The following is a 23,363-nucleotide window of genomic DNA, read 5'->3' as shown; positions in this document are numbered from 1 at the left end:
GATAGTTAAAAATGAAAACCGAAGAAATCCTTATAAAAGGTGCTAAACTGCACAATCTTAAAGATATTACGGTGGGGATTCCCCGCAACAAGTTGGTGGTGATTACAGGGCTTTCAGGCTCAGGTAAATCATCATTGGCTTTTGATACGCTCTACGCCGAAGGGCAACGCCGTTATGTGGAGAGCCTCTCGTCGTACGCACGTCAGTTTTTGGGTAAGTTAGACAAGCCCAAAGTAGACAATATCGTAGGGATAGCCCCAGCTATTGCTATTCAGCAGAAAGTAAACACCTCTAACCCTCGTTCTACCGTGGGCACTTCCACTGAGGTGTACGACTACTTAAAATTACTCTTCGCACGTATCGGGAAAACATATTCTCCTATTTCAGGTCAAGAGGTAAAAAAACATACCGTTACCGATGTGGTAGATGCAGTAATGCAGTATCCCGAAGGTACAAAACTATTACTTTTGGCTCCTGTGAATATCCCCAAAGACCGTACGGTAGAGCAAGTGCTCAAACTCCTATTACAACAAGGCTATGCACGCATTCTGCACAAAGAAGAAATCATCCGCCTTGAGGAAGACAACTTGCCTAAGAATCTCGACAATTTCCAATTGGTAGTAGATAGGGTAATTGTGCGTCACGATGAGGATTTTCAGCACCGCCTTGCCGATGCTGTAGATACCGCTTTTTTTGAAGGCAAAGGCGAGTGCTATATTCAGGAAATAGATGGGGTGGTACAAACGCATTTCAGCAATCGGTTTGAGTTGGACGGCATCACTTTTTTAGAGCCTAACGTACACTTGTTCAGTTTCAACAACCCTTATGGGGCTTGCCCCCAATGCGACGGTTATGGCGATACTATTGGTCTTGACGAAGATCTTATCGTGCCTAACACAGGGCTTTCGGTTTACGAAAAGGCAATTTACCCTTGGCGTGGCGAGACTATGGGCTCTTATCTCGACCAATTAGTGAACAATGCTTATAAATTCGATTTCCCCATACACAAACCTTGGTTTGAACTCACTGATAAACAGAAACAATTGGTTTGGGATGGCAACAAGTATTTCACAGGACTCACCGATTTTTTCAAAGAGTTAGAGGACAAAAGTTATAAAATACAAAACCGAGTGCTCTTAGCGCGCTATCGCGGAAAAACGCGTTGTCACGAATGCCACGGCAAGCGTTTGCGCAAAGAGGCTAACTACGTGAAAATAGCAGGTAAAAGCATTTCGGACTTGGTAGAATTGCCTATTGAAGAACTACAAGTTTTCTTTAAAGAACTCAAGCTCAACGATTACGAGCAAGAGGTTGCCAAACGATTGTTGTTAGAAATCAACAACCGCCTGCAATTCCTTGCCGATGTGGGCTTAGGTTACTTAACCCTCAACCGAAAATCGAACACACTCTCAGGGGGAGAAAGCCAGCGTATCAACTTAGCGACCTCCTTGGGCAGTAGTTTGGTAGGCTCTATGTACATACTCGATGAGCCCAGTATCGGTCTGCACCCGCGCGATACCGAACGACTGATAGGCGTACTAAAATCCTTGCGTGACTTAGGCAATACGGTGATTGTGGTAGAACACGACGAGGATATTATGAAAGCTGCTGACTATATTATCGATATAGGTCCTGAAGCCGGAACGCACGGCGGTGAAGTGGTAGCGGCAGGCACTTATGAGGAACTCCTAAAAGCCAATACCCTTACGGGGAAATACCTCAGCGGACGTTTAGCAATTGAAGTACCCAAAAAACGACGCACTTCTCCGCAACACATCACTCTGGTAGGCTGTCGTGAGAACAACCTTAAGAACATCGATGTTACTTTTCCTTTGGATATGCTCACGGTAGTTACAGGGGTATCGGGTAGCGGAAAATCTACTTTGGTGAAAAAGCTACTTTATCCTGCTATTCAGAAAGAATTAGACTTAGGCGGAGAGAAAATCGGTCAGTTTACCAAAATAGAAGGCAAATACAAGCACTTGCAAAGTGTGGAATTTGTAGACCAAAACCCTATTGGCAAATCAACTCGTTCAAATCCTATTACCTATATCAAGGCTTACGACGATATTCGCGCCCTCTTTGCAAATCAGAAGTTGGCAAAGATGCGCAATTTCCAATCCAAACACTTCTCGTTTAACGTTGATGGAGGTCGTTGTGAAGTGTGCAAAGGCGAAGGTGAAGTAACCATAGAAATGCAATTTATGGCTGATGTGCATCTCACTTGTGAGGCTTGTGGCGGCAAACGCTTCAAAAAAGAAGTTCTTGAGGTGATGTACGAAGGCAAAAACATCGATGACCTGCTAAACACTACTATCGATGATGCCGTAGCCTTTTTCCAAAAGCACAAACAAACCAAAATAGCCGAAAAACTCAAACCCTTGCAAGATGTAGGTTTGGGGTATGTAACACTGGGGCAGTCCTCCTCTACCCTATCGGGAGGGGAAGCCCAACGGATAAAATTGGCTTCTTTCCTATCAAAATCGGATAGCAAAGAAAAAGTGTTGTTCATTTTTGATGAGCCAACCACTGGTTTGCACTTTCACGACATTCGCAAACTCTTAGATTCATTGCAAGCTCTCATAGAAAAAGGGCATTCGGTTATCATTATCGAACACAATACCGAAATGATCAAATCAGCTGACTATGTAATAGATTTAGGTTTAGAAGGCGGCGCCAAAGGAGGCAATCTCGTAGCAACGGGCACCCCTGAGGAAATCGCTAAAAATAAACAAAGCTACACAGGTAAATACTTAAAACTGAAATAGCGATGAAAGAGTTAGGTAAAAATTGAGTTATCCAAGATTTTTCGGATAACTGCCAATGATGGCAAAATGTAAAATGTACAATATTAATCAAATATGGACATTCAATTCAATACAAACGAAGATTACAATAAATTAGCCCTTAGCGAGTTGCGTAAACGCCTGAAAAAAGTAAAAGAAGGCGGGGGCAAAAAAAACCTCGAAAAATTACACAGCCAAGGCAAACTCTCGGCTCGTGAACGCATAGAGTATCTCTTAGACAAAGATAAACCTCAAATAGAAATAGGCGCTTTTGCTGGTGAGGGAATGTACGAAGCACACGGCGGCTGTCCCTCAGCAGGTGTAGTGGTAGTGATAGGCTATGTTGCTGGCAAACAATGTGTAGTAGTAGCCAATGACGCTACTGTAAAGGCAGGTGCGTGGTTTCCTATCACAGCCAAAAAGAACCTACGCGCTCAGGAAATTGCAATGGAAAATCGCTTGCCTATCATCTATTTAGTAGATAGCGCAGGGGTGTACTTGCCTTTGCAGGACGAGATTTTCCCTGATAAGGAACACTTTGGTCGCATCTTTCGCAACAACGCCCTAATGAGCAGTATGGGCATCACCCAAATAGCCGTAGTAATGGGCAGTTGTGTAGCAGGCGGGGCTTATCTGCCTATAATGAGTGACGAGGCTCTAATAGTAGATAAAACGGGTAGTATCTTCTTGGCAGGCAGCTATTTGGTAAAGGCTGCTATAGGCGAAAATATCGATAATGAAACCTTAGGCGGCGCCACTACCCACTGCGAAATCAGTGGTGTAACCGACTATAAGGCAACCGATGATAAAGATGCCCTTGACCGTGTACGCCGTACAATGGCTAAACTCTCCGATGCCGAAAAAGCAGGCTTTAACCGCATTGAAGCACACAAACCGCTGAAAGACCCTAATGAAATTTACGGTATTTTGCCTAAATTGCGCTCAGAGCCTTATGATATGAAAGATATCATCCTTAGATTGGTAGACAATTCAGAATTTGATGAATATAAAGAAGGTTACGGACAAACCATCCTCACGGGCTATGCGCGTATTGAGGGTTGGGCAGTAGGCATTGTGGCGAACCAGCGCAAAGTGGTAAAAAATAAGAAAGGGGAAATGCAGTTTGGAGGGGTTATCTATTCGGATAGTGCCGACAAGGCGACCCGCTTTATTGCCAATTGCAACCAAAAGAAAATACCTTTGCTCTTTTTGCAAGATGTTACCGGTTTTATGGTAGGCTCTAAATCAGAACACGGAGGGATTATCAAAGATGGGGCTAAACTCGTGAATGCTGTGGCTAATTCGGTAGTACCTAAATTTACTGTGGTCATAGGCAATTCGTACGGTGCAGGCAACTACGCTATGTGTGGTAAGGCTTACGACCCGCGTCTTATCGTATCGTGGCACAGTGGAAATATTTCGGTAATGGGGGGCGCACAAGCTGCTAAGGTGCTCTTGCAGATAGAAACCGCCAACTTAAAGAAAAAAGGAGAAGAACTCACTCCCGAAAAAGAAGCTGCTCTTTTTGCGCATATCAAAGAGCAATACGACGAGCAAATATCACCTTACTATGCTGCTGCTCGCCTTTGGACGGATGCCATTATAGACCCATTAGAAACCCGCCAATGGGTAGCAATGGGTATAGAAGCTGCTAACAATGCCCCCATTGAAAAAGCGTTTAACTTAGGAGTGATACAAGTTTAGGTAAGAGATAAGAGGTAAGAGATAAAGCTAGTGAGGGCTCACAGCTGGGTATGTGAGTAAAGCCAGCGAGGGCTCACAGCTGGGTATGTGAGTAAACCTGCAAGAACTGCTGGGTATATGAATAAGAAAATTACTTTATTAACTTTCCGTCATAATCAATGTGGTATTCCTCATAATTAAAATCTACTAAATCAATACCTTGTGAGGTTGTCTTAAAAGCGGGAGTGCGCTCTATAGGCGACACAAAAATATCCTTCCCACTGAACTGCCAGAGGATTTCTCCCTGCTTGTTGAGGCGTACTATCTCCACCTCGCCGTGGGTAATATAATCATCTTGATAGGGGACTATCTCAAAGCAAGTAGCCATATCCACCTGCGTATGCCAAAGGAGTTCTAATGTAGGCAAAAGGACACAAAATACCTCATTGCCACAAGCTATGAGCAGTCTATCGCCGTCTAACAGTGCACTTTTCTCCCACAGACTGCTCACGCTTCCTCCTCCCGTGAGGACTACGTTTTTTATCTCCTCTTCTGTCTGATAGAGATAAACCGCTACTTGTGGTGGGTGAGCTTCTTTTTCTCTTATCTCTATCTGATAAGGATTTTTATAAAGCCAAAGGGTGTTTTTCATAATTTCGATTTTCTTTTATATCCAATAAATAGTATAAAACTCAAACTTACTGCTATATTAATTATAAAATTTAGTAGAGGGGCGTGTTCTAAAAGATTTTCATCTAATAAGAATTCAGCTCCATCTTGTTGCTTAAAAGGTTTGGTAACTACAAACTCATAGAGCGTAAATAACAGCAATCCTAAACTCAGCACAAACAATACATTTTCATAGAGTTTATTTCTATACCTGAGCAAGAAAAGGATGTTAAATACTAAAATGAAAAACGCAAAAAATAGAGGTACAGGATACCATTCTATAAGATCTAACTCCCAATAGGGAATTATTGGTCGCACACACCGGAATAAAAAGATTCCTACAGCTATATTATAGACCATTATGCCCAATGCTAATAAGATTTCAAGTAGAGAGGAAATAGATTTATTCTCTACTTTTTTTGACACGAAAGCAATTAAGAGAAATACTAACAAAGGAATTATAAGTTTCCCTGCCAGTTCTAACTCTGAAGATATAGAAGGATATAAGTGCATAATAACTTCTTTTTAAGGTTTTATAATTGCTCTTTAATAGTGTCTATCAACTCCTCTACTTTCTTGAGTTTCCCTCCAAAGTATTTTTTGTCTTCTATGATTTTTTCATAGATATCCTCTATGCTATGAGCGGGTGAGAGCGTCCATAAACTATAAGGTTTCAACTGTACTGTCCCTATTTTTTTAAGGGAAGGCAGTATCACTCCTAAATCTTTATGGTTGAACCAGCAATCGGTTTTGAGAGCGAAATCTTGATTGTTTTTCCCACAGGCAAGTTCGCTTTGCAGAAAGTCGGTCATTGTAGGATAAGTAGGGGCTAAATATCGAGTAGGAGCAAGATGATACTCTATTTTTCGGGGAGTAACCTCTACAGCTGACACAAAGCAGATGCCATAACGCTCATCAATGGTTATTGACAACACATCTCCTACTTCAAAATAAGGTGTTTTAGGTTTCTTTAGGGCAGGTTTCACAAGAGGTTTGGGGTTGTCCTCTTGCAGTTGCAGTTTGAGCTTATCAAGCGCTTTCTGTCGTTGTTTTTGGGCTTTGTTGTCTATCTCATTCCAGAGCGGTGTTGATCCTTGTTCTATGAGTTGCAAAGCTTTGGTGCGCACTTCATCTTTTGGATAGCCTATTTTCCAGAGAGCGTATGCAAAAGCCGTCCAATAGATTTCTGTAAAAAGTTCATCAATACAAAAATTAGCTTCCTCATTGAGCCAATCCTGTCTGATTGTTTCTATATCCTCACCATCTTTATAACGCTCGGTGATGTTGTTATAAATATCGTAGCCACTATCGCTATCTATGATTTTTACGCCGTCTATTGCCATAGTATTGTGTTTTTAAGGTCATATAATCGTTTCTTCTACTTTGCCTTTAATGATATTTTCAAGGGCGGTATAGAGGTCGCCTCCATAGAAATGGTAATAGGTCTTTCTTGGTGCCCAAGAGGTAAGGTCGAGCACACCCCATACACTACCTACACTATCGATACAGAGAACTTCATCGGCATTGACATCGCCAAAGGGAATAAGCTCGGTAACCCCTGCGTCTGATTCATAGTATAGCATCTCTTGGCGAGTAGGGAGGTTTTGTGAGTATATAAAAGCCATATAGCCGTCGTTGCGCTTGATATCCTTGCCGTCGAATACAGTAAGGAAGGTAACGAGTTCGTGAGGCAAATCGTCATAGCCTGCCTCGCGATAGCGCGCTTTGATAGTTTCGGTACGAGCGCGTCGCTCTTCTTTAGAGAGGGTATTGAGTAAGGCAATACCTTGTTTTTCTAAAAGGCTTTCTAATGATTTTTTCATTGTTTCTGTATTTTTTACCACTCGCGGTATTCATCGGTGATATCTACATTATCGGCTAATTCTAAACCTGTTTTGCGAATGAGTGTATTGAGCCACTCGCAAAGTTCTTCACGCTCCATTGTTTCTATAAGTCCGTATTTGTCATTGATTTTATTGATTTTCTTTACCAATTTGCCCATAGAGTTATAAACGGTAGTCGCATTTTTCTTTTGTATTGCTTCACAAAGCGTTTGCACATATTCCGTAAGGGCTGTTTCTACGGCTGTGATGCTTTCTTCTGAAAACATATCATCGCCCTCAGCCATACGCTGGCGCCATTGAGGGATAGGGATTTCGGAGAGAAAGGCTTGTATTTCAGGAATACGATTAGGGTCTATGTTTTTGTTTTGTGATTTGAGGAGGGCTTTTAGGCGGATGCGTTTCTTTTCATAGAGTTCTAATTTGAATAACATTAGCCTGTCCAGTTGTTCCTGAGGATTCAGAGCCACTAACAAGCTAAATTCCTCAAATAAAACATCATAAGTAGAACCATAATCACTCACTTCTTTACGCGTAAGCTTCTTGCCTATTTTCTGTTCAATGGTTGTTTTATCATCGCCAATGTTCAATCCAAAAGGCAGGTTTATATCAGAAATTTTTCCATCGGGTGCATTCTCAGAATCAATGGTGATTTGATGCAAAATAAGTTGGTCTTTTTCCTTGTTATAATTACCAATAGGCTCTCCATAAGCGGGAGCATATCTCACATACCCAGTAAAGAGGCAGCGAATGGTCTTTTCTTCATTATTAACTGGTACCCAAAACAAGTTGCCGTAAGCATCATATTCAGGATTAGGGTTTTGCGGTAAATGATATTTTGCAAAAAATTCTTTTATTTCGGGAGAATGGATAGGTCTGCCCAACAAATGTTGTATTTCCATATTTTATTTTATCATTTTTTTAAACAAATTCACTAAGCCAAGTATAGGTAATCCTACTATTATTGAAAGGATTACGAGTATAAAGAAAACAAAAAGAGCTATTGTTATTACAACTAAACCTAATAATGGGTTGTAGGCATTGATTTTGATTACTTTATCAATAGTGGTATTTAAGAGCCTTGAATGTATTATTCTATTTAGGTTCATTCTTCACTATTTATTTCCTAAACAAATTCACTAACCCAAGAATTGGCAATGTCACTAACATTATAGGGAATATTAGCACATAGATAATGCAGAAAATAGCTATCATCAAAAAGCAACCCAAGTGCTCGTTATAGGCAAAGGCTTTGTTAAGTCCTTCAACGAGGAGTTTAGTAATCCAAAGGTTTTCTATGGTCTTTTTTAGTTGCATCTTTCTATTTTCTCGCTTCTTCAATGGTGAGACCAAAAGAAGCTAAGCGGTGTTCTAAGTTGGAGAGGACATAGTCTTTCTCTTCAGGGAAACGTTTGGCTATTGCTTTGTAATAAGGTAATAAGCGCTCGTCATCTATCTCAGAAAGGGCTTGCATAACTGTGCAAAGGACACCAGTATCGGTCTCTTGTAGCCCTTTGATAAAGGTATCGAGGTACTGTTCTCTTTTCTTGCTTTTGCCGAGTGTATAGTAGGCAGTACTACGTATTTGGGGATTCTCATCATCGGTGAAGGGCAGGATCACTTCCTCGAAATTGTCATCTCCTTCCGTAAGGAGGTAGGTAGCAAAATCAAAAGTTCTTTCGTCGGTAATGGTAGGCAATAGCTCTTTTACAACAGACACCCAGTCGGCACAATGGTCTTTTGCATACCACCATACGAACTGAAATACCTTTTTAGGATCTTTGTTTACCAAATCTTGCAAGTAAGGTTTGGCTCGCTCATAAGAGGATTGGCTAAGAATTTCAATTAAGAAGGTTCTATCTTCATTATCTAAGGCAATGAGCTTTTCTATCTTGTCTAATAGTGTAGGTTCTAAAGGTGGTTTTTTATGATATACCCCCTCGAGGCAGTCGGTTTGAGTTTTGCGGTCGGTAGTGTGTTCATATTCATTGAGGAGCACCTCAGCGGGTTCGCCACGATGGTAGCCAAACCAAGTAGGACGGTCGTCTATAAGTTGCCCCGAAATGACCTCATCGAGGTAGCGTTCGTACCAATCTAAGAAGTTCGTTTCGAAAGCAAATTTGGGTTGCGCGAGGTCTAAATCAACATTTACTACGCGACCGGCATATTTGCCATTGAGCACCAAGACGTGTTCATAGGTACAGCCCTGACTTCCAAGAGGCAAGAGTCCACCAAATACTTTTGCTCGTTCGGCAAAATACTTATCGTCGTCTTCTTCCTCCTCTTCCTCAGAGGGCAATAGCGGATCAGTGAGTGCATCCCATTCTTCTTGAGTCATATCAGGAGAAAGGTTGCAAGGCGCTTTGAGGTAGATTTCTATTTTTTCGTAGAGCAACTCATCTACACAAGTACCAAAGGCATACAAACCGTAATAAGGTCCTGCTATAAAGTCTGATTTTTTAGCTTTGGCATCGCCTATAGTAAGCATAAAGGCACGATAGCATTCGGGGAGTTGCACGCCGTATTTCTTTTCAAAAGCAAGGACTTCTACCTCACTTACGGGTGGGTTGAGGTGGTACTGATGAGCATCGGCACCAAATACTTCTAAATTTTTATCGGCGGCTTTGGCTTGGGCAAGCTTTTGCTGAATGCGGTGGAGTTGTTCTTTCATTTGTTTATTTTTATATATTCCCATAGACCTCTATATAGGCGCAGGTGGGGAGTTTTTCTTCTAAATTGGCAATGACTTTCTGTATAAAAATCTTTACTTTATCATCGGTAAATGTACGTTGGCGCAGTTGTGTGATGATTTTTCGGTACGTGGTAGAGTCAAAGACATTGCTGGTCGTACAATTGAAATGGGGTTCTATTTTATTCCATTGAGGTTGGTATAGGGGAAATACGGACTTGAAATCTTCTAAAAGATATTGATCAAAATCTTCTATTGGGATGAAGGTAGAGCGCTTGGAAACATTGTTCAAATCGGTATCTAAAGCGCTGATGAGATAGCCCATACCTCTTTCGCTAGTGTCTCTTTTATCTTCAACACTTATAGTTAATGAAGTGCTAAAAATTTGTTTTACAGCCTTTTCGACATTATAATTGAAACGCTCGTATACACTTTTGGCTTCCCAATGCTCGCACTCGGTTTCTGCCATTATAGTGGCTATATTTTCTTGGTGATAGAGGGTTATGGCGGCAGGGATATCACCTGCAGTTTGCTCTAATAGGGTTTTGGCTTTCTGCAAGGGAAGAGCAAGCTCGGTTTTGAGGATTTGTATTTCTTTTAGATAATTCATTCAATTAACGATTAATAATTAACAATTAACAAGAGTGTCCAAAAGGTTTTATTAATAGAAGGGCGTTTGCAGCACATACCCAGCTATCGCTGGCTTTCCTACACAACATACTTCAAAAATGATTGATTATCAGAGTATTCAACTTTGGCAATTAATGTGAGTTCGACGTAAGTAATTGCTTAACAATCAACAAAACATTTTTAATCTCCCACGAATTACACGAATTTTCACGAAATTGGAACTAAAAAAACTCTTTTCTTTACATTATCTCACGAATTTTCACCTGACGGTGAATTATTTTGTAAATATATTATGATACAAAATTGTAAAATCAGTGTTTTATTATATCAAATGCGAATCAAGAGTTGAAAAAGTAGAAAAAATAAAAGTAGTCTGATAAATCACTATCTTTGTGGTGTCAAAAAAAAATCAGATATAAATGATAAATCAGACTACGGCGACAAAATTAGTAAAAATATATTTAACAATATGTCAAAAATACGATAATTATTTACAATATTTTTGTCAGCGATTTAGCAATAACAACGAACCTGTATTTACAGATCAAGAAGTTATTACAATTTATCTATTTTGCACTGGTGTTGAACACAAGTACAAAATAAAAGAAATGTATAATTTCATCAAAGATTACTGGCTTGATTGGTTCCCTAAAATACCTTCTTATCAAGCCTTTAATAATCGTTTAAACAGACTTAGCGAAGTCTTTAAGCATATATCTATTGAACAAATTTTAATAGGAATGTCAGAGCAAAGAGAAATGTCTATCAATATTTTAGACTCTTGTCCTATTGTTACTTGTAAAGGAAATGGCAAAAGAAAAGTAGCTCGTGATTTTACTGATAAAAGCTATTGTTCCTCGAAAAAAAAATGTGGTATTATGGTGTGAAACTACACGCCTTAGGTGCTTATCAAAAAGGTACTCTTCCTTATTTGAAAGATTATATTGTTACCAAAGCTAGTGAAAATGATTTAAGTGTTTTCAAAGAAAATTGGCAAGAGCTAACAGATACTTGTTTTATTGCTGACAAGATTTATCAAAGTACTGCTGTTAATGAAGTTTTGAAATCAAATAATAGTGAAATGATAACACCTATAAAAATGAAAAAGAACAAGTCAGAAGTATTAAAACAGAGAGATTTTGCTTTTGAATCTTTGTATAATAAGGCTGTTTCATTTATAAGACAACCTATTGAATCGTTCTTTAATTGGTTAAATGAAAAGACTCAAATACAATATGCTGGAAAAGTGCGCTCTAGCAAAGATCTTTTTGTCCATATCTTTGGAAAAATAGCTACTGCATTACTCTTTGAAAATTTATTTTAAACCTTGATTCGCATTACTTAATGCTTTTATACGTAATTACATTTTCTCTAAATAAATATGCTTCTGACGAACCAAAATCAACCATCCTATTTAAAATCCAAACATAATCGTCAATTAGTTTTTTGTCGTTTTTGATTTTTGAAATATGATTATAGAAAAGTCGTTTTATCATTCTCTCCGATGAAACAGATGTCAATGACAAAGAGGCAATGTTATTTGATTTGAAAAGGTCTGACAGCCAACTTATTCCTTCGGGCAAAAATTCTTTTCCTCCAATTGTAGAAAACACGTTTATTACTGATGAAGCATTGTTTTTCCCTTTTTCAAGAAACACTTTTTTATAAAACTCTTTTTTCCCATTTAAAACGCTCCAATCACTTTCATTTGGATTACCTTGATAATCCCATAGCAAATATCTAATGTCCAACAGAAGTTTTTGAATTAGCGGGAGTGTTCCATCACTTGGGATTAAATCAAACAGAACTTCCCATAGATTCCAAAAGTTGGTCTGTTGCTGTGAGTATTTTGTTTGATCAATTTTTAAATTTCCATTGTCATATAATTTCAATACAAAATAATCCAAAGTAATATTCACAAATTGAAACAAATCGTCTCTTTCAAATCTTTGTCTTTGCGTATTTTTTAACAATGAATTGACCAATGTAGTTAAAACAGATTTTGAAAAATCAAAATTTGCATCCAAAAATAAATTGGCAAGATATTGTTCAATATCTGAAATTGATTCGTGATGAAATTGTCGAGATTCTCTTCCTCTCTTATATGAATAATCTTCTTCTTTAGCTAAGTCGCCAAGAACTATTGGTAATATGTGGTTTATGAAATATATAAAATCTTTATCTGCTGTGTCGTATGGCGTAATTACAAAAGCTCTTGCCAATAAATAACTCTCTGATTTTTCTAAACTTATTTCTGCAAGGTCTAATTTTAAGTTTTTGTTAGATGCAATTTTCTGAACAAAATCATTTTCCTTTTTCAAACTTTTTTCATCTTGATTTCCATAGAAATTAGGATTTGCTTTTTTGTAACAAGCATACTTAATGAGACCAAGCCAAACTCTTTTTGCTTCATTAGGAAATTGTTTGAAAAATACTTCTCTAAAGTATTGTATGATTTTGTCAAATTCGTGGTCTTGGAACGGTGCGAATAGCATATAAATCATTGTAGTTATTATACCGTTTTTATCTTCTTCGCTATCAACATTTTGCAAAAGTAAATGGAAAGAAGATAAAGCAATATCTTTTTCCATTATGTTGATGCTCATATTAAGGCTATAATCTCTTTTAAATGTATCTTTTAGGATAGAAACTATTGCATCAGTAATTATTTCTATACACTTTGTTTTTTGCTCTTCATTTATGTTTGTTGAAAAATCTCTCAGTCCTAATACAGCTAACGTAATTGGTCTGTCATAAAGGATATTTAAGGATTTTGATGAAGAATATTGCTCATAGCAAGATAACCAAGATGAAAAATCAATAATTTCTTTCTTTTCGTAAGTTTTTAAAAGTTGTCCTGAAATATTCAAAGACTTTGTATCTGCTTCAAAACTTTCTTTATTGAATTCAATAAACTTTACAACTTCATCATCGTATTCAGGTTGAATTAGAAAACCACCAAGTTTTTCATCAAATTCTCCAACTTTATGGTTTCTGATATCCATTTCAGTTAAATTCTTTTTCCATATAACATCTTTACCTTCATTTCGTGCTTTTAGTTTGTCAATTATTTGGTGAATTTCTTTATTTAATTTTCCAACATTAAATTGGTAGTCTAAAATAAAATCTCGAAGCCCTCTTTGATATTTTTTTCTATGTGGAAGTTGATTTGATTCCCAACGCTCTTTTTGTGCAAATGAAATACGTCCATCCATTGGGGCAAGCGCTGAGTTTTCGTGAAGTGCTCGACTTAAATCCCACTCATAAAATTCCTTGACAGACAATAATGGCAACATCGCTTCTTCAACTTCTCCAGGATAAGCAATAGCAACGCTCGTTAAAACTGCTATTGGAGCAACATTATTGCTGTTTTTAAGAACATAAACAAATATAAACTTCAAGTTCTCTCTACTAACATCTGTCTTTCTTTTAGCCGTTTCTAATAAAAACTTCTCAAGGCTCATTAGCAATGATTCCAATGCGTAGTTTGTAACGCTTAAACCTCTGTAAGCCGCCCATAATTCCCACGCCGCATATAGTTTTGTTTTTGTTCCGTCATTCTGTTCTATTTCAATTTGAGAAATTTTATGTTTATATTCACAAGTAGCGTTTACATAAAATTCAACCGAATAATTGATAAAATCAATGATGAACTTCAAACCAACGATTGGGTGAATCCACAATAAATTGTAAAAAGGCGTTTTGTAAATTCCCGAAGGGAAAAAGAAATGTCTATCTCTTATTCCCCAACATTCCTCATCACTCAAAGATTGTCTTGATATAAATCTAATTTCATTTGGATAATCAGATTCTTTTGTTGGTATATATTTCCAACTTTTCCAAGCTGTTTCAATAATCAAATCAGGCAATTCTTTTATCAAACGCTGGTTTCCTATACCTGAAAGACAACTTTCAATTACATTTTTGTAAAAAGAATTTAATCTCCAAGATTCCCGATTTTCTTTCTTGGTAAATGCTCTTGCAATAAGTTGTTTAATCTCTTCCTTTGAAATTGAAGCCAAGTCAAATAAAATTGAAATCAAGTTTGATGATTTACCTTTAGCATTTTCTTCTTGCCAAAATTCTTTTTCTTCTTCAACTTCTTTCAAATAGGTTAGGACAATAGATTTTGCCGCCTCTAATTCTGCGTTTTCAATTTTTTTGTATTGAAAAAGTAATCGGTAATACCAATCAGTGAGAAAATTGAGTATTGAAAGTTTTATTGATTCTAATTGACTATTGTTCTTTTTCGTAAAAAACAATGCTTCTTTCCAACCCGAACCAATTGGCAAAAGCAAATTGCTGTTGTTCGTTTTTGGGTCGCTTTCTTTGCAGCAAGTTTTTATGATATGCAAACATCTATTGAAGAAAACAGAGTTGTCTTCAAGAAGTTCTTTCTCAAAAGAAGTAAAAAATGAATTACTGTTTTCTGACTTAAATACAGCTACCAACAATTCATCTGCCCAATATTTTTCAATAGTTTGGTCAGCAATTGTTACCTTGATCAGTTCATTTATTTTATCGTTGTTGTCAATTAAATAGTCTTCCACCCAAAGACGAAATGCTCGTCTGATAGCCGGCTCGTTTCCTAAATTGCTGAAAAAATCTTTTGGATTTGGAAAGTCTTCAAACTTTGAAGAAACATATTTTACTAATGCCCAATCTTCTAAAATATCGTGAGTAGGGGAATACTTCCTGTTGTTGTTTTCCTGAAATACAATTTCATCATTTTCTAAACAGGCTATAGCCTCTGCATCAGACTTATCGGGTCTAGTAAAGAGTTTCATTTCTCTTGCTCTCTTTACTGCAATTTCTTTAAAAGCTTCTTCACGTTTAATTGGAAGTCCATTTTTCGTGTTGGTAGAATCTACAACTAATGAGTTCCATAACTTGTCCTTAAATTCTGTCAGCGAAACATTAGTATAATCATCGTTTGTTTTACCGATTGCTAAGATTGAGAAATCCAGATATTTTGGACTTTGCAACAACTTGTTGACTTTGTCGTTTTTTAGAACACTATTTAACTGCGGAAACTTTTCAGCTACAAGTTTTAATTCTTCTTCATTAAGCGTTGGAATGTCAATTATACATATATTGTCTTTATCAATACCAAATTTTAATGTAATTAAATCAATCGCATATTTCCGTGACGAAGCAATTAATTTAATTTCTGGGTGCTCTTTAAGTAACGCTAATAACTGTTTAAAGGCACATTCAGGGTCTGCTTCCAATAGCTTTTCCAAGCTATCAACGAAAATAATTTTTTCAGGAATGAGGGAGATACATGAGAAAATATCTTGTATTGTTTCATTTACCCCTTGACTTGAGAAAACATTGGCGAGCGTAGATTCATTGAATTGGTCTGCTCTGAAAACAAATACACTTGCATTAGGATAATCTTTTTCAAGGGTCTCTTTGATTTCAGCTGATTTCCCAACTCCAGGTTTTCCTGTTACAATCGTTAGTTGGGAATTACTTAGACCTACTAAAATTTTTTCTCTTAATTCTGATCGTTGTAAATGAAATTCGCTTTCTCCTTTTCCAATATAAGTTTTTATTGGTCGTAAAATCTCATTGCTGTCTGATTTAAGTTTTTCAACGGCTTTGAAGTATGGAGTTAAATGTGTGTTATCAAAATGCTGAAAGAAATCTTTATCTCTAATACTTTCAAGTGTCACACTTCCACCATTTGGATTAAGCGTAGCAACATAAGCAAAAATACTGTCCCAAATTTCTTTTTCGGTTGCTGCCGATTTTTTGTTTTTACTGAGCTTAATCAGATTGAGAAAATATGTTTTATCAATACTCCCTTCGTTTAGGAAATCATATTCCAAAACATCAACACATTTCAAAAACTCCCAAAGTTCTTTATCTGTCAAATATGTATTATTATTCGCTTCTTTTAGCACCTCACGAAAAACATCTAATCGGTCTTTCTTTCCTCTTATCCTGTTTACTTCGGTAATAAAATCTGCTTCTGTTGCGTGATTTTTTGCCCAATTAAAAAGCGATTTAAGATGATTTCTTTCATCTTTAGTTAAACCATTCTTTACTATAATCAGTTTATCTTTTGATTTGTCAAAAATTGAAGTATTATTATAGTCTTTCCAAAAAGCATTAATTACCTCTTTGAATATTCTATTATCAACAGTAAATGATATGTCGTGTTTTACCTGAATCAATACACGATGTTCACCACTTGCTGATTTTGCCGTAACCATAAAATCATCAGTTTCATAGCCTCTGTTAGTTACTTGTAGTGCAACCTCCAATAATTCAGCAGAATCAAGACATGGAGCATTACCATGAATAATAAGAGTTGTAAGAAACGCCGTTTGAACGAGTTGTTCAAAGTTTGTCCCACCTCCTCCTTTTTGAAATACGCTTCCCTTTTGTGACATATTAAGTTATTCCTTTAGTATCCTCCCCATTTTAGACAATAGGTTGGTGTTTTTTACTGTTACAAATGTACTTATTCTTTTTCTATAACATAGTTATTTGCTGTTGCTATGTAGCTGCTACTGCCCATATTATATGCTACCAATTATTTTTTAATACTTTGGGTAATTTAAAGTTGTAGAACTTTATATTCCTCCCAATACCTTATGAAAAAGTAGAAAAAATAAAAGTAGTCTGATAAATCACTATCTTTGTGGTGTCAAAAAAAAAATCAGATATAAATGATAAATCAGACTACGGCGACAAAATTAGTAAAAATATATTTAACAATATGTCAAAAATACGATAATTATTTACAATATTTTTGTCAGCGATTTAGCAATAACAACGAACCTGTATTTACAGATCAAGAAGTTATTACAATTTATCTATTTTGCACTGGTGTTGAACACAAGTACAAAATAAAAGAAATGTATAATTTCATCAAAGATTATTGGCTTGATTGGTTCCCTAAAATACCTTCTTATCAAGCCTTTAATAATCGTTTAAACAGACTTAGCGAAGTCTTTAAGCATATATCTATTGAACAAATTTTAATAGGAATGTCAGAGCAAAGAGAAATGTCTATCAATATTTTAGACTCTTGTCCTATTGTTACTTGTAAAGGAAATGGCAAAGGAAAAGTAGCTCGTGATTTTACTGATAAAAGCTATTGTTCCTCGAAAAAAATGTGGTATTATGGTGTGAAACTACACGCCTTAGGTGCTTATCAAAAAGGTACTCTTCCTTATGCTGGAAAAGTGCGCTCTAGCAAAGGACTTTTTGTCCATATCTTTGGAAAAATAGCTACTGCATTACTCTTTGAAAATTTATTTTAAACCTTGATTCGCATATCAAACTAACGTTAATTAAAGAGTGTCGTCCAAAAGGTTTTATTAATAAGTTGTCCTTTTATAAGGGCGTTTGCAGCACATACCCAGCTATCGCTGGCTTTCGTACATAACATACTTCAAAAATGATTGATTATCAGAGTATTCAACTTTGCCCAGGGTCGTAGCACGACGAGCAATTAAAACTTTGGCAATTAACAAATTACTTCATTTTGGGGCGGAAAGAGCGTTTTTTGTCAAAGCCTTTGCTGTCTATTTTTAGGTCGTTGGGTAGTTCGGGTGATTGCTCGGCTTGGGTTTTGAGGTCGGAAAGGTATTGCACGATGTGCTGCCATACAAAATCGGGGTCGATATAGATGCCGAGTTCCTGCAAATTTACATAATGGGTTGCTCTATTATCTCCTCTGTGGTCTTTGTTATAAATGAGCAACAACGGACTTTTTAACACTAACCAAGGAGGTCGGTCTTCCAGCTGAAAGATATTCCGCTCGCGCGAGGCTTCCATCTGTTCAAGCAGGGTATCACAAGTAGCCGATAAGTAGGAGGTTATCCTAATTTCTTTCCCGTCATTCATCAGCACATAGCGGTCGCCATACCACAAATCATATATGCTGTAATGCCAATCCTCAGGGTCGGCAAAATCCCAATGAGTGTATATTTTAGAGCGTGTAGCAAAGAGGTGCACAAGCGCAGTGCCCACATAGAGTGCTGAGTACAGTGCCTCATCATCGGTGGGGTCGTCAAAGGTGAGCCAACTTCTCTGAGGGAGGCTCATTCCTACCTCTGGTGGCAAACGGCGGTCATAGATGAGGTTTTCGTCTATGCCGTAGTCAGCGACTTTATAGTCGTAGTAATCTTTGAATTTAGAGATGATTTTCATTTTCAAGGGTTAGGTTTCAGGGGATAGGGGTTAGGGGTCAGACAAATCGGACGGGGCTGACAAGTCTGAGGAACATCTTTTAATTCCTATTCCTTATCTTCTAAATTATTAAGTGCCTAGTTCGGGATAATCCCAAGCGTTGTCGCTATCGGTAAGGTTGTCGTTCTCTTCTCCTTTGCAACACAACCATTCCAAACCTGCACGGCGTTCCATTACGATATCTTCGTCTAAACCTGCTAAGTCTGAACCGTATATACGAGCATTTACTGTTGTCCAGTGGTAGCGATAGTGCAAGTCTAAGGCTTGTAAGATTTCTTCTATGGGGCGCAGGGTGGTATGTGCCATAAAGTCATCAAGCCCCTCAAACTCGCCCATTGTATCCATTATCAAATCGCAATCGCAAATCTCATTGGGGAATGATAGTTCTTCTACGATGCCCAGAGCCCATAGTAATACCCATAATGACTCGTATTTCCAAGTGGCATTCATAGCTCCTGCCTCACTTATAGTACCTGCAATCACCTGCTGTTCCATATGGGTTAGCAACTCAAGGGCATTGTATTTTTCCGAAAGAAAATCTTCTGCATATACTCTATCCTCTTGGGAATATTCACCTTTACTGATAGATAAAGCACACATTATAGAAGCAAATGAGCATACCGCCCGCTCTATGACTTCTTTTTTATCACGAGGGGTTACTTCCTCTGTTTCATAACGAAAGGGCAAATGTTCTATATAAGGTACTCCTTGCGACACAAGTATTGCGATACTTCTGTTTTTGCGCTCTTGCGCAGTGATAACATTATTGTTCATAGGGCATAATTTTTTTTATTTATTCCTCAAAATTCATTTCATCTACAAAGCAATAGCCATTTTTCATAAGCATTTTCAGGTAATCATCAAAGCTGTTGGCTATGACTACCATTTCATCGGGGTCGTGAAGGAATCGTACTACTTGCCCTACTTTACCTGTAGCAGAAGGCGAAAAGTCTATAAAAAGCTGTGAGGTACCTCCATTGTTCATACAATCGGAAAAATGCAACCAATTATGAAGTTGTGAAGCATCACTCGTAATGCGATTGTCTATCTCTACCTCTTCATACTCTCGATTGATATAATCAGCATAAAAATCAAAGGCTTCATTTTGAGTTGCTACAATCTGGTGAACCGAAAGCAGATAATAAGGATAATCTCCCATATCCTCATCAGCTCCTAAAATAAGGTCGCTCACTGTGCCTTTTTCATATTCACGCCAATAAGTGCCGTCAATATGACGGAGTAAGTCCAGCAAACTCTCTGGCACTTGTGGGTAACGATTGCGGAGGACTTGCAAATCGGCTTCGGTAGCGCCGTGGGCTGTAGCCATAAGGTTTTGCCACGCTTCTTCTCCACCGTTATCGATATAGGCTTGTTTCAAGCCTTCAAGGTATTGTTCTACTAAGGTCATAATATTAAATTTATTCCATTTATACTCTCTATTTATTTTTTAGATCTAGAACTATATTCATCTATTATTTTTATCCGTTTCCGCGAGAAAAAAGTCTTTAATAAATGGTAGTTGTCAATACTCAGTTTTATGTGCAATATCCGCTCTATCTTTGAGGTATAGACCTGCATACGAGGATGTATTCTCGTAGACTTTCCTTGCTTTTTGGCAAAAAAGTGAATATGATGAATACTATTTAAGGGAACTGTATGGGTAAGTGCTTCTTTGTAAAAAATATAAAGCGATTCATTTCGTATTTCTAAAGCGTAGAAAGTACCTCTATAACTCCTTATAAAATCATAGATAAAAGCTACTATAATAGCCACTAAAACAGCTATTTCTATATACTCTACAAAAGAACTATTTTCTCCATTCTGCTTCTCTATAATTTTTTGTACTACACTCCACAATATCCACACAAAAAAAGTACAAGAGGAAATAAGTAGTAAAACCTGAATAATTCTATCATTCACGGCTTTAACCCTGATAGGAGGTAACTCTCCTTTTGCATATTGATTATAGGCAATATGCCGATCAAGTGCCCATAAATAAGCAAATAAGTACAATAATATAAAAAAGAGTAACGGCAAGAATAAGCTAATTACCTTACTTATAACATCATCATCACCAAATGCAACTAAAGGTTCTTTCAACAAAGCGTATGATAGATTGAAAATTACCGATACAATTAGTATTATACGTGCTATTTTCAGTAGCTTTTTCGCGAAAATAAATTGATTTTTAGGATCTTTTTTTCTTATTAAACTCATTATTATAAACCTTATTTACACCTATGAGGGGCTTTTATTGCCGAAAGCAGATAATAAGTATAATCTCCTTGCACTTTTAAATTAAAAAATCTTGTTAATAATAGACATCAGACGAGGCTGACAAATCGGATACCTGACACCTGATACCTAACACCTGCCCCCTGACCCCTAATACTTATAATTCACTTTGCCTAAGGCAATAGGTTGAGGATTCTGTACGACCCAAGCGGTCGCCAATTCGCATAGGCGTTTAGTACCTGTTCCATCATCTTCCAAAATATGTTTTTGAATATCGGATACTTCGGCGAGTTCATTTTCTGAAAGCGAATTACCTTGTTGCAGATAACCACTAATAGCATTCAACATCTTACGGTATTCCCTATCCCAGTTGCCCATAGCATTTCGCAGAAGTTCATCATTCACCCTACCTGCAATACGTACTACCTCGCCTTGCGCTGTGGAAGCACTACCATTGCTAGGCACTAAGCTATCCCACGCTTGCATATAGCGTTTCTCCCAAGTATCACCCGTGAGTATAATAGACGATTGTCCGTCGTGCTGGATACGGTGCGGTACGGGAGGTACATTGAAGAGTTTATATAGTTCTTGGAGGGCAGCATCGGTTTCCTCCAAATACTCTGGGTTGAAATCGTTGCGGTGAAACTCAAAATCTTCTCCTATACAAGTGATTTGTTCTTTGGCAAACTTGGTAGGTTTAAGCCCTGCTTTGAGGTATACCTCAGCGGCTTTGGCAGCTTTTACAAGATAGCCATTGCTTAATCTGGCAAGCATACGCTCCATTACATTATGCCCCATATTGTCTTTTGCTTTTATATCAGCACCTTTTTGAATGAATAACTGGGCTACTTCGGCATTGTACTCCGCAAAGTGCAAAGGAGTATTCTTATATTTATCTTGCGCCTCTATATCAGCCCCTTTTTCTAATAGAAGTGCTACTTTTTCTACATTATTCACCTGAGCGTGATAGTGTAGCGGAGTGCGCTCGTATTCATCTTTTATATTAATGTCTGCTCCTTGAGCAATGAGCCAGTCCATTAACTCTAAAGAAATATCATAAAAAGAGAGCGCAGGGGTCTTAAACGAATAGCGGTCATAAGCGTTTAGCTCACATTCATTGAAAACGGCTTTAAGCGCGTCTAAATCATTAGCTTCTAAAAGCTCTCCAAAATTTGCTGGGAGGGTTTTCTTTTTCTTTGCCATCTGTATTAGTGAAAAGTGAATTGTTAAAAGTTTAAAGGACAAAGATAGTAAATAATTGTTTATAAGCAATTGTTAATTATCAATTGTTTTGTATCTTTGCGCCAACTTTATATTTCCTAATGAAAAGAACTATCTTCATATCTTTTTTAATTCTCTCACTTTCAGCATTGATAAGCTGTGAGTCGGATGATCTTTGCGACCACAACGTAAATACGCCTCGCTTGGTGGTGCGATTCTACAACCAAAACAACACTCGTACGCCTTTTAGTGTCGCAAATCTTACTGTCTATGGTGAGGGTAACACGACTCCTTTGGTGAGCAACACTACTTTAGATTCACTTGCTTTGCCCTTGCGATTAGAATCACCTACCACTTATCTGTTTCAAACAGTGGTTTCGGGGACTACCACCAGCACGGCAACTCTTACACTCACTTATACCCCCGAACAATCGTTCGTAAGCAAGGCTTGTGGGGTAAAAATCACTTATAACACTCTTTCGGCTACTATTCAAGATGCAAGCAACTCTTGGCTGAAAGGTCTGAACATCAAGAACACTACCGTAGATAATGAAAAAAGAGCTCATATACATTTGTATCATTAGTATGTTGTGGGTTGCAGGATTAAAGGCACAAACAGCTACCCGTACGACTTCACAAACTACCATCGCCTTACCCGAAAAACAAGAAGCCCCCGTGTACAAACAACGGTATGGCTTGCGCGTGGGTGCCGACCTGAGTAAGTTGGTACGTCCTTTTTTTGACAAAGATTACTACGGACTTGAGTTGGTAGGCGATTATCGCTTGACAACAAACCACTATTTCGCGGCAGAATTAGGACACGAAAAGAGAGATAAAAACGAGGATTTCTATACTTATACTACCCAAGGTCAGTTTTTGCGTGCGGGTTTTGATTATAATACCTATGGCAATTGGTACGGTATGGAAAATATGATTTACGTAGGGGCTCGCTATGGCATTTCGCTCTTCTCTCAAGACCTTACTTCCTATACAATTCACAAGGACAACCAGTATTGGACTGAAAATATCATAGGCTCCGACCCTTCTTTCCTAAAAAAATACGACGGACGCACAGCACACTGGTTGGAATTAGTTGTAGGCATCAAAGCGGAACTCTTGCGCAACCTCTATGCAGGGGCAAGTGTGCGCGTAGGGCTATTGGTAGCACAAACGAACAACAGCGGTTTCCCTAACTACTATATTCCTGCTTTTGGCAGAGTGTACGAAGGAAGCCGATTTGGCGTAGGGTTCAACTACACACTCAGCTACCTGATTCCTCTTTACAAAAAGGAGAAAAAGAAAGAAGAGGCAGATACCCCACAAACTACCTCCTCTCCTACCCCATCGGCACCTGCTAAAAAACCGAAAGGAAGGAGATAATGACAAATTACGAATGACGAG

21 protein-coding genes are annotated in these 23,363 nt (G+C 37.8%); 7 read left to right on the top strand and 14 right to left on the bottom strand.

Translation table 11 applies throughout. The features are described from left to right. Nucleotides 1-11 precede the first annotated feature (11 nt). Together uvrA and CGC57_RS10975 are read left to right on the top strand one after the other, a co-directional pair. On the top strand, nucleotides 12-2,768 hold the full coding sequence (gene uvrA / locus CGC57_RS10980; protein ID WP_095899159.1) for an excinuclease ABC subunit UvrA: 2,757 nt from the start codon (nucleotides 12-14) through the stop codon (nucleotides 2,766-2,768). Nucleotides 2,769-2,861: 93 nt separating this feature from the next. Next, the gene (locus CGC57_RS10975; protein ID WP_095899158.1) at nucleotides 2,862-4,490 is read left to right on the top strand and encodes an acyl-CoA carboxylase subunit beta; all 1,629 of its coding nucleotides are present in this window, start codon (nucleotides 2,862-2,864) and stop codon (nucleotides 4,488-4,490) included. Nucleotides 4,491-4,620: 130 nt separating this feature from the next. Here the strand turns inward: CGC57_RS10975 and CGC57_RS10970 are convergent, their stop codons facing one another. The 8 genes from CGC57_RS10970 to CGC57_RS10930 form a co-directional block, all read right to left on the bottom strand. After that, on the bottom strand, nucleotides 4,621-5,121 hold the full coding sequence (locus CGC57_RS10970) for a hypothetical protein (RefSeq protein WP_095899157.1): 501 nt from the start codon (nucleotides 5,119-5,121) through the stop codon (nucleotides 4,621-4,623). Then, a complete protein-coding gene (locus CGC57_RS10965) occupies nucleotides 5,118-5,651 on the bottom strand; it encodes a hypothetical protein (RefSeq protein WP_095899156.1) in 534 nt (177 codons plus the stop codon). The genes CGC57_RS10970 and CGC57_RS10965 overlap by 4 nt, the downstream gene beginning before the upstream one ends. Nucleotides 5,652-5,671: 20 nt before the next feature. Continuing rightward, nucleotides 5,672-6,481, bottom strand: coding sequence for a hypothetical protein (locus CGC57_RS10960; protein WP_095899155.1), 810 nt, complete (start codon nucleotides 6,479-6,481; stop codon nucleotides 5,672-5,674). 18 nt (nucleotides 6,482-6,499) lie between these two features. Further along, entirely contained in the window at nucleotides 6,500-6,961 is a 462-nt protein-coding gene (locus CGC57_RS10955) for an SMI1/KNR4 family protein (protein ID WP_095899509.1), read from the bottom strand. A 14-nt stretch (nucleotides 6,962-6,975) separates the two neighbouring features. After that, the gene (locus CGC57_RS10950; RefSeq protein WP_095899154.1) at nucleotides 6,976-7,881 is read right to left on the bottom strand and encodes a hypothetical protein; all 906 of its coding nucleotides are present in this window, start codon (nucleotides 7,879-7,881) and stop codon (nucleotides 6,976-6,978) included. 217 nt (nucleotides 7,882-8,098) lie between these two features. Next, on the bottom strand, nucleotides 8,099-8,296 hold the full coding sequence (locus CGC57_RS10940; protein WP_095899152.1) for a hypothetical protein: 198 nt from the start codon (nucleotides 8,294-8,296) through the stop codon (nucleotides 8,099-8,101). A 4-nt stretch (nucleotides 8,297-8,300) separates the two neighbouring features. Beyond that, nucleotides 8,301-9,650 carry an SMI1/KNR4 family protein gene (locus CGC57_RS10935; RefSeq protein ID WP_095899508.1) on the bottom strand — a complete coding sequence of 450 codons (1,350 nt, stop codon included), beginning with the start codon at nucleotides 9,648-9,650 and terminating at the stop codon, nucleotides 8,301-8,303. Between the two features lie 10 nt (nucleotides 9,651-9,660). Beyond that, a complete protein-coding gene (locus CGC57_RS10930; RefSeq protein WP_095899151.1) occupies nucleotides 9,661-10,278 on the bottom strand; it encodes a hypothetical protein in 618 nt (205 codons plus the stop codon). A gap of 439 nt (nucleotides 10,279-10,717) precedes the next feature. On the opposite strand from CGC57_RS10930, the gene CGC57_RS10925 reads away from it, so the two are divergent. Together CGC57_RS10925 and CGC57_RS10920 are read left to right on the top strand one after the other, a co-directional pair. Next, a complete protein-coding gene (locus tag CGC57_RS10925) occupies nucleotides 10,718-11,185 on the top strand; it encodes a hypothetical protein (RefSeq protein ID WP_095899150.1) in 468 nt (155 codons plus the stop codon). After that, complete coding sequence (locus tag CGC57_RS10920) at nucleotides 11,167-11,622, top strand: transposase (protein ID WP_095899149.1); 456 nt, start codon at nucleotides 11,167-11,169, stop codon at nucleotides 11,620-11,622. Before CGC57_RS10925 ends, CGC57_RS10920 begins: the two co-directional genes overlap by 19 nt. A gap of 13 nt (nucleotides 11,623-11,635) precedes the next feature. On the opposite strand, the gene CGC57_RS10915 is transcribed toward CGC57_RS10920, so the two are convergent. Continuing rightward, complete coding sequence (locus tag CGC57_RS10915; protein ID WP_095899148.1) at nucleotides 11,636-16,699, bottom strand: hypothetical protein; 5,064 nt, start codon at nucleotides 16,697-16,699, stop codon at nucleotides 11,636-11,638. 468 nt (nucleotides 16,700-17,167) lie between these two features. Here CGC57_RS10915 and CGC57_RS10910 point away from each other — a divergent pair, with 468 nt between their 5' ends. Beyond that, nucleotides 17,168-17,575 carry a hypothetical protein gene (locus CGC57_RS10910; RefSeq protein ID WP_095899147.1) on the top strand — a complete coding sequence of 136 codons (408 nt, stop codon included), beginning with the start codon at nucleotides 17,168-17,170 and terminating at the stop codon, nucleotides 17,573-17,575. Nucleotides 17,576-17,789: 214 nt separating this feature from the next. On the opposite strand, the gene CGC57_RS10905 is transcribed toward CGC57_RS10910, so the two are convergent. The 5 genes from CGC57_RS10905 to CGC57_RS10885 all read right to left on the bottom strand — a co-directional run bounded on the left by CGC57_RS10905 (nucleotide 17,790) and on the right by CGC57_RS10885 (nucleotide 21,944). After that, nucleotides 17,790-18,467 carry a hypothetical protein gene (locus CGC57_RS10905; protein ID WP_095899507.1) on the bottom strand — a complete coding sequence of 226 codons (678 nt, stop codon included), beginning with the start codon at nucleotides 18,465-18,467 and terminating at the stop codon, nucleotides 17,790-17,792. A 108-nt stretch (nucleotides 18,468-18,575) separates the two neighbouring features. Then, nucleotides 18,576-19,280, bottom strand: a complete 705-nt coding sequence (locus CGC57_RS10900) for a DUF4272 domain-containing protein (RefSeq protein WP_095899146.1) — start codon at nucleotides 19,278-19,280, stop codon at nucleotides 18,576-18,578. 19 nt (nucleotides 19,281-19,299) lie between these two features. After that, the gene (locus CGC57_RS10895) at nucleotides 19,300-19,914 is read right to left on the bottom strand and encodes an SMI1/KNR4 family protein (protein WP_095899145.1); all 615 of its coding nucleotides are present in this window, start codon (nucleotides 19,912-19,914) and stop codon (nucleotides 19,300-19,302) included. Nucleotides 19,915-19,946: 32 nt separating this feature from the next. Next, nucleotides 19,947-20,723: a hypothetical protein gene (locus CGC57_RS10890; protein WP_095899144.1), complete on the bottom strand. Its 777-nt coding sequence runs from the start codon at nucleotides 20,721-20,723 to the stop codon at nucleotides 19,947-19,949. 168 nt (nucleotides 20,724-20,891) lie between these two features. Next, complete coding sequence (locus CGC57_RS10885; RefSeq protein WP_095899143.1) at nucleotides 20,892-21,944, bottom strand: ankyrin repeat domain-containing protein; 1,053 nt, start codon at nucleotides 21,942-21,944, stop codon at nucleotides 20,892-20,894. A 119-nt stretch (nucleotides 21,945-22,063) separates the two neighbouring features. On the opposite strand from CGC57_RS10885, the gene CGC57_RS10880 reads away from it, so the two are divergent. Both CGC57_RS10880 and CGC57_RS10875 read left to right on the top strand, forming a co-directional pair. Beyond that, complete coding sequence (locus tag CGC57_RS10880; RefSeq protein WP_095899142.1) at nucleotides 22,064-22,546, top strand: DUF6452 family protein; 483 nt, start codon at nucleotides 22,064-22,066, stop codon at nucleotides 22,544-22,546. Next, nucleotides 22,512-23,342 (top strand): DUF6048 family protein, encoded by an 831-nt coding sequence (locus CGC57_RS10875; RefSeq protein ID WP_095899141.1) that lies wholly within the window; start codon nucleotides 22,512-22,514, stop codon nucleotides 23,340-23,342. The genes CGC57_RS10880 and CGC57_RS10875 overlap by 35 nt, the downstream gene beginning before the upstream one ends. The last annotated feature ends 21 nt before the right edge of the window (nucleotides 23,343-23,363 follow it).

Origin of the sequence: Capnocytophaga sputigena (assembly GCF_002302495.1) — a bacterium.
GTDB classification, from domain to species: domain Bacteria; phylum Bacteroidota; class Bacteroidia; order Flavobacteriales; family Flavobacteriaceae; genus Capnocytophaga; species Capnocytophaga sputigena.
This window is presented reverse-complemented; position numbering and strand designations above follow the sequence as displayed.